We start from the raw sequence: 2,015 nt of genomic DNA on the forward strand, positions 1-2,015 counted from the left end.
CACGATCCGATCGTGCCGGACCTGAACTCCCGTCACCTCGCCTACGTGATCTACACCTCCGGCTCGACCGGCAAACCCAAGGGCGTCATGGTCGAGCATCGAAACCTCTCCAATTATCTGCACGGTGTGTCCAAACGCATGCGTGTCACGGCATCGAGCCGCATGGCCTTGACCTCGACCGTTGCCACGGATCTGGGTAACACCGTGCTTTTTAGCTCGCTCGTCGAGGGTCATCAGTTGCACGTGATGTCCTCCGAGCTGAGTGCCGACGGCGACCGTTTCGCACGCTACATGCGCCAATGCGAGATCGATGTCCTCAAAATCGTTCCCGGTCATCTCCAGGCGCTTCTGCACGGCCAGGACGCTTCAGCGCTCCCGAAGCAACTGATCGTGCTGGGAGGCGAAGTGGCACAACGCGACTGGATTGCCGCGCTGCGGGCGGATCATCCCGGACTGCGCATCCTGAATCACTACGGTCCTACCGAAACGACTGTCGGCGTGCTGACGTTCGAGATGTTCGAATCCAGCAATTCGAATCGTCCGCTGCCGCTCGGCCGACCGCTCGCGAACACGCACGCCTATGTGCTCGATGCGCATGGCCAGCCGGTGCCTCCGGGCGCGATCGGCGAGCTTTATATCGGCGGTGCCGGCGTTGCACGCGGTTATCTGAATCGTGCCGATCTCACCGCTGAACGCTTCCTCGACGATCCGTTCAGCCACGAGCCCGGCGCGCGCATGTACCGCACCGGCGATCTCGCCCGCTGGCTGCCCGACGGCAATCTCGAATTCCTCGGCCGTAACGATCATCAGGTCAAGATTCGCGGCTTCCGTATCGAACTCGGGGAGATCGAAGCGCAGCTCGCCAGCCATCCTGCGGTGCGTGAAGCGGTGGTCATCGCCCGCGACGACAGCGGTAGCAACCGTTCGGCCGACAAGCGCCTGGTCGCCTATGTCACGCTCACCGCTGGCGCTGATGCCGTCGGCATGGTGGACGCGTTGCGCATCCATCTGACCGAACGCCTGCCCGACTACATGGTGCCGGCCGCCTTCGTCGTGCTCGATGCGCTCCCGCTCACGCCCAACGGCAAGCTCGACCGCCGCGCGCTGCCCGACCCGCAGTGGCAAGACCTGAGTGCGTACGTCGCTCCGCGCACCCCGCTCGAACACACGCTCGCCCAGTCCTTTGCCAGTGTGCTGGGCCTCGAACGCGTCGGCGTGTCCGAGAGCTTCTTCTCGCTGGGCGGCCATTCGCTGCTCGCCACCCGCCTCATCTCGCAACTGCGCACCGTGCTGGACAGGGAGCTGCCCCTGCGCATACTGTTCGACGCGCCCACGGTCGCTGCGCTGGCCCAGGCCATCGAAGACGATGCCGGGCCTGGCCTCGCGCACGCGCGCCCGCCCCTGCTGGCCCAGCCCCGTCCGTCGCATCTGCCGTTGTCCTTCGCGCAGGAGCGGCTGTGGTTCCTCGAGCAGCTCGCCCCGGGTCAGTCCGCCTATCACATCCCGGTGGCCATGCGGCTGAACGGCTCGCTCGATGTTCCGGCGTTCCATTGCGCCCTGAACGCCATCGTCGCGCGTCATGAGAGCCTGCGCACCTGTCTGGTCAGCAATAACGGGCGGCCCGAACAGCGCATTGCCGCGCAACTGCAACTGGCGCTGCCCGTTACCACTCTGGCTCATTTGGTACCCGACGAGCGCAACGTTGAATTACAGCGCCGCGCCCAGGCCGAAGCACAGCAGCCCTTCGATCTCGAACACGGTCCGCTGCTGCGCGCCCAACTGCTGCGCCTCGCGCCCAAAGAGCACGTCCTGCTCTTCACCGTGCATCACCTCGTCTCCGATGGCTGGTCCTCAGGCGTGCTGGTGCGCGAACTTGGCGCATGCTATACGGCTGCGCTCACCGGCGAGCCGCTCGGGCTGCCCGCGCTGCCTGTGCAGTACGCCGACTACACGCTGTGGCAACGCGGCTGGCTCACCGGCGCCGAGCTCGAACGCCAGACGCAATACTGGCGCAA

At 65.5% G+C, this 2,015-nt stretch carries 1 protein-coding gene and 1 pseudogene; both read left to right on the top strand.

Annotated elements, in window-relative coordinates; all coding sequences use genetic code 11:
* Positions 1-834: pseudogene (locus AWB78_RS50240) on the top strand (AMP-binding protein); the annotation flags it as partial.
* Positions 835-888: 54 nt separating this feature from the next.
* Positions 889-2,015, top strand: a 1,127-nt coding sequence (locus AWB78_RS50245) for a condensation domain-containing protein (RefSeq protein WP_445344275.1), incomplete at its 3' end; no start/stop codon positions are given.

It is taken from the genome of Caballeronia calidae (genome assembly GCF_900044055.2).
GTDB lineage: Bacteria > Pseudomonadota > Gammaproteobacteria > Burkholderiales > Burkholderiaceae > Caballeronia > Caballeronia calidae.